This window comes from Roseburia sp. AM59-24XD (genome assembly GCF_003478445.1).
GTDB lineage: Bacteria > Bacillota > Clostridia > Lachnospirales > Lachnospiraceae > Jutongia.
Window position 1 is genome coordinate 1 of sequence record NZ_QUET01000056.1, and the last position, 5,627, is coordinate 5,627.

Here is a 5,627-nt window from a genome sequence, read left to right on the forward strand (position 1 = left end):
TCCGGGGCGTAAGTACCGGCGGGTGCAAGTGCCTTTCGAAACATCTGATTCCCACCTCGGGGCGAGTACGGCAGGATGCGTTTATCGAAGATCAAAGCAGCAAAGCAATCAGATTTTTCGAAATCCGTAAGTGACAAGACAATTTTTTAGTCATAGCTCACGGATTTTTAATATATTGGCAGGCAAAATATGATTTCTAAATAACCGGACATAAGAAATATTATGGGCATACATCAATTTGAGGTATGGGCAGTCTTAGTTATATATTTTTTCTCATAAAAGAACGAGTTTCACAATTGAAACTCGTTCCTGAAATAAAATATCAAGTTATTCCGAATGGCGGTTCATAAAGCGTTCCCATGTCTCCACGTCATGTTTTGCCGATACTTTTGCAAGATATGTTCTATCGTTAGCATCCAGATAGATCTCATACTGATACGGAAGTGCTTCATCTCCTGTATCCTTACGCAGGATCTGATACACGGCACCTCCAACCATATCCTCCATCCACGCATCGTACTCTTCGGAAAGAAGCACCCGGTCGTCCACACTCTTCGTAAAATTGCCGTCAGCATCATAGAGCTTAAATCCCTCCTCCAGGATCTCATCTACCTGCACATGCTGCAGCTGTAGCGTAAGCTCGTTGGTTCCCATTTTACGAATGTCACGGTTGCAGGAATTGTCCGGCAAGATCGTCACATAGCCAAGCTCCAGATACCAATGTCCTCTCTCTTTGCGTATCGCCTCAACATCGGCATTCTGAAATTCAAAACTGCCCCATTCGTCTACCGTACGATATCCCATGCTTTAAACCACCTTTCTTTTATGATAAATAGTGATGTCATCGGGAACAAATGCTATGCTCCGGAGGATTGCTCCTCTATCGCTATTAGTGATGGAACAGACGGATTCCCGTAAAGCTCATCGCAATACCATGCTTGTTGCAGGCTTCAATGACCTCTCCGTCACGGATAGATCCACCCGGCTGTGCGATATACTTCACGCCGCTTCTGAATGCACGCTCAATATTATCGCTGAATGGGAAGAACGCATCGGAGCCAAGCGTTACATCAGTTGCCTTGGAAAGCCATGCCTCCTTCTCCTCTTTTGTAAATACCGGCGGCTTCTCGGTGAATACTCTCTCCCACTCGCCGTCAGCCAGAACGTCCATATAATCTTCACCGATATAAAGGTCGATCGCATTGTCGCGGTCTGCTCTCTTCATACCATCCTTGAACGGAAGGGAAAGCACCTGCGGAGACTGCCTTAACAGCCAGTTATCTGCCTTGCTTCCGGCAAGTCTTGTACAGTGGATTCTGGACTGCTGTCCTGCTCCGATACCGATTGCCTGTCCATCCTTAACAAAACATACGGAGTTTGACTGTGTATACTTCAGGGTGATCATTGCGATTGCCATATCAATCTTTGCAGAATCCGGAATCTCCTTATTCTCGGTAACCACATTGCTGAAGAAATCCTTGTCGATGTTTAATTCATTTCTTCCCTGCTCGAAGGTAATGCCGAATACTTCCTTATGCTCGATCGAATCCGGCTCATAGTTCTCATCAATCTTGATGATCGCATAATTGCCCTTTTTCTTTTCTTTAAGGAGTTCCAGAGCCTCCGGCTCATACCCCGGTGCAATGATACCATCGGAAAACTCTCTCTTGATCATCTTTGCCGTGCAGACATCACATACATCAGACAGTGCGATGAAATCACCGTAGGATGACATTCTGTCCGCGCCTCTTGCTCTTGCATATGCTGCCGCAAGCGGTGTCAGCTCACCAAGATCATCAACCCAGTAAATCTTTGCAAGAACATCAGAAAGAGGAAGACCGACTGCTGCACCGGCAGGAGATACATGCTTAAAGGAAGTCGCTGCCGGAAGTCCGGTTGCCTTTTTCAGCTCGCGGACAAGCTGCCAGCCGTTAAATGCGTCAAGAAAATTGATATATCCGGGCTTACCGTTGAGCACCTCAATCGGAAGCTCGCCATCCTTCATATAGATTTTTGATGGTTTCTGATTCGGGTTACATCCATATTTTAATTCTAATTCTTTCATCGTATTGTTCCTTTCTGACTATTTATTCTTGTTGACAATGCATGAAGCCGCCTCGCCTGTGGCGATATCAATATAACGTACAAATAATGACACCTTGTTGTCCTCATTCAGACTGTTCCAGAGCATATCCGTAAACTCGTTCATGTCGTCATACATCTCTACGAGCTTTGGCTCACCCTCAAAGCTTGGGAGCGGATTGCCGTCTCCCATATAAGTATGAATGAAATGTCCCTCTCCCGCAACCGGGTCGCTGTAGGCAAAGGTATAGCGGCAGCATGCATCCGGGTTACCATTGTTGCTTTTCAAGATAGACATTGCGTAATTGTAGGAATCGTTCTCCACATGCATGATACCTGAGATACGTGGTGTGTAGTTTGGTGCATCCGGCTCAAACTCTCTTGTACGCAGTGCCTGCTCAAATGTCTGCTGCTTGTCCATCAGCTCATAGATCGTATCGGTCTGGTCACCGTTCGTCACGATCGTTTTATTGCCAAGCACACGAACCGGTGCATAAATGATCAGACTTGGATCACTCAGCTTGGATGGATCAAATGCCTGTGTACGGATTCCATCGCCATCCTCCACGAAAACACGGTTTCTGCTGTTCTCACTTCTTCCCATAATAAAGTAAGCGGTAACGGCATACTTTCCGTTCGGAGTCTTTCCGATAACGATTCCTCTGCCAGGGTAAGCATTTCCTGTCAGCTCCTGTTTCAATGATAACTTCTGCATAGCATGCTCCTTTCTAAAATCCGGTATTACTTTTATAAATATAATGCAAAAAAACCGTCTGAACAACCCCAATGCGGCTGCCCAGACGGTCGGCTTTCCATATTCCTCATGCTTCCCGCAGGTACTCCTGCTGATTCCGTCAGTCACATGAAGCTCTCTTTCTATACAAGAATAACTGATTCTGACCAATTTGGCAAGCGAAATCTTTTGATTCGTCTGCAAATATTTTATTATTCGGCAGAACCCGGCTTCGCATTGTCCTCCATTGCCGTGATCACCCACGCACCATCTCTCTTTTCACAGGTATAACAATAACTTTGTCTGACAATCTTTTCCGATGCATCTGCATAAAATACTTTTATTTGTTCCTTTGAATTGATCTGTATCGTAAGATCATTCGTGATCCTGACCAAATCAACCTCACACTGCTTCGCTTTCTCGCGAATCCCCCGCTTGTGATAATTCAGCGCAAGTGCTTTCTGCTGCCGGTAAACCTCGCTGTCCTCTGCCAGCACCTGCTTTAACCGACCTGTCTTACCGCTGTTGATCGCACTTGTAAACGTCTCCACATAGCGTTCAAACAGCTTCTCGCATTGTCTGGCATCCTCGTCCGTCATCAGACGCTGTGCTGCGTTCGTATTCATGCCCTCCGCGGACACCTGTACCAGAAAGCTTCCCCCTGCCGCTGTATTAAAAAGCGGTCCTGCTTTCGGTGCATTGCCGGAAAATTCCGACAAACGCTGCATCCATACCGGATTGGCAAATATACCTGCATCTGCCGGCTGCAGCTGCGCAGCACTGACACAATTCGAAACGGCTGATGCATCACTTTCCCCACGACCGGATGCCGCCATGCCAATTCCTGTGCTGCAGGTCAAAAGCACTGACACGCATACCGTCACTACCACAGGAATCATAATCCACCTTGAGACGCGTGCCGGATTACTGATTGCAAGAATCCTGCGCTGCATCTCTCTTCCCTTACGGCTCATCGGCATAAATGAATACCGGAAATCGCTCCAGTGTCTCTCCCCGGCGATCTGTATCAGAAGAGAGCCATACTCAAAGCGTTTTTCCTCCCCAAGACGTCTTATCACAGCCTCGTCACAGAACAGTTCTGCATCCTTTTTAGAGCAGCCTGCCGCAATCCATACAAACGGATGAAACCAGTATACGGACACTAACGCGATCCGAAGCATCGCCCAGATATAGTCTCTGTGCAGATAGTGCACATACTCATGCGTGATCATCTGCTCCACGGCTGCTTTCTCTTCCCCCAAAAGCGACTTCGGCAGATAGATCACCGGATGAAAAACGCCATACAGACACGGTGTTTTCAGGACCTCTGTCGAATACACCGGCACACGTCCGCACTGCTTCACAAATGCTCTGTTCCTCACCAGCCGGTGTATCAGACTTACATTGGACCATACAAAGAAGCAAAGGATCATGCCGAAAATACTGAGCCAGCCAATCCCAAGAACACGTTTCCATGGCACATGTACCGTCCATGCCATCCACGCTCCCCGTACAGGTTTCCCCGGCTGCACGGAAGCACTTTGCCCGCTTGTGCTTTGCTGATCGTTATGTACCGTCTGAGTCTGTCCGGCAGTCGTTGCATTCCGATAGGAGGACACGGTCACTGTCCCCGCCGGCGGATCCTTTAATAACACATTCTGCTCTGCCGTCCCCCGTTCATTTCGGCTGTCTGTGCGCCCCTGCTGCCAGCTTGTGACAGCACCGGATACCATATTCCCGATTCCAAACGGTGTCCGTATCACATTGACCGGAACAAGAAACCGCAGTGCCACAACAAACCAGAGAGCATATATCATGCCATAATGAATCTTTCCCATGAAAGCTTTTCGAATCCCAAGGATCATCAATACCAGTATTGACGATTCTAACATCCATAAACAAAAGCCTGTCATTCTCTCGCCTTTATCCTTTCCTCTTTGTCTTCTGCGTCTTTGTCTGCGCTGCCTTTAAAATCTCCTGCAGCTCCAGAATGTCCTCCTGCGACAAATCATTCTGTCGGACAAGCGCACTCATCATCATCCCGACGCTGCCATCGTAGATGCGCTGCAGAAAATCTCTCGTCTCCTGAACAACAACGTCCTGCTTTTTTACCTTCGGGAAGAAATATTTGGTCTTGCCATTCTCCTCGTAGCCGATCAAATCCTTCTCTGTCATGCGGCGCACCATCGTTGCACTTGTGCTCTTGCTCCAGCCTGCGCTCTCCTTTAAAAGGGGAACAAGCTGCATCAACGACAGATGACTTTTCTCCCAGAGGCAGTTCATCACATACCACTCACTGTTTGTTACCTTTATCTCTTCTTTCACCGGAAACCTCCAAATCTTTTATGTCGTTCTACATTGTCGACCATATTGTAACCCTTTCAGTTTATAATGTCAACCATTAAAATACTAAGACTTCCCATACCTCAAATTGATGTATGCCCATAATATTTCTTATGTCCGGTTATTTAGAAATCATATTTTGCCTGCCAATATATTAAAAATCCATGAGCTATGACTAAAAAATTGTCTTGTCACTTACGGATTTCGAAAAATCAAATTGCTTTGCTGCTTTGATCTTCGATAAACGCATCCTGCCGTACTCGCCCCGAGGTGGGAATCAGATGTTTCGAAAGGCACTTGCACCCGCCGGTACTTACGCCCCGGATTTTGCAAATGATATAGATACTCCCTCGAACATCCGCGTTATGTACCGCTGCGTGGTGCAGTGGTAGCGGGAGCGTGCCGTCCGAAATAGCTGAGCCCACCTATGGGGCTCAGTCGTGCGGATGCGTATTTATCAAAGCATTGC

At 47.2% G+C, this 5,627-nt stretch carries 5 protein-coding genes and 1 riboswitch; all 5 genes read right to left on the reverse strand.

Annotation, left to right across the window (positions count from 1 at the left end; translation table 11 throughout):
• Nucleotides 1-327: 327 nt before the first annotated feature.
• The 5 genes from DXA20_RS15715 to DXA20_RS15735 all read right to left on the reverse strand — a co-directional run bounded on the left by DXA20_RS15715 (nucleotide 328) and on the right by DXA20_RS15735 (nucleotide 5,140).
• Complete coding sequence (locus DXA20_RS15715; RefSeq protein ID WP_022305008.1) at nucleotides 328-804, reverse strand: hypothetical protein; 477 nt, start codon at nucleotides 802-804, stop codon at nucleotides 328-330.
• A gap of 85 nt (nucleotides 805-889) precedes the next feature.
• Nucleotides 890-2,065 carry a phosphoribosylaminoimidazolecarboxamide formyltransferase gene (locus DXA20_RS15720; protein ID WP_118562055.1) on the reverse strand — a complete coding sequence of 392 codons (1,176 nt, stop codon included), beginning with the start codon at nucleotides 2,063-2,065 and terminating at the stop codon, nucleotides 890-892.
• 18 nt (nucleotides 2,066-2,083) lie between these two features.
• Complete coding sequence (locus DXA20_RS15725; protein WP_022305010.1) at nucleotides 2,084-2,797, reverse strand: IMP cyclohydrolase; 714 nt, start codon at nucleotides 2,795-2,797, stop codon at nucleotides 2,084-2,086.
• Nucleotides 2,798-2,869: 72 nt separating this feature from the next.
• Nucleotides 2,870-2,954: riboswitch (ZMP/ZTP riboswitch) on the reverse strand.
• 73 nt (nucleotides 2,955-3,027) lie between these two features.
• Nucleotides 3,028-4,707, reverse strand: coding sequence for a M56 family metallopeptidase (locus DXA20_RS15730; RefSeq protein ID WP_158577263.1), 1,680 nt, complete (start codon nucleotides 4,705-4,707; stop codon nucleotides 3,028-3,030).
• 31 nt (nucleotides 4,708-4,738) lie between these two features.
• Nucleotides 4,739-5,140, reverse strand: a complete 402-nt coding sequence (locus DXA20_RS15735) for a BlaI/MecI/CopY family transcriptional regulator (RefSeq protein ID WP_022305012.1) — start codon at nucleotides 5,138-5,140, stop codon at nucleotides 4,739-4,741.
• Between the last annotated feature and the right edge of the window lie 487 nt (nucleotides 5,141-5,627).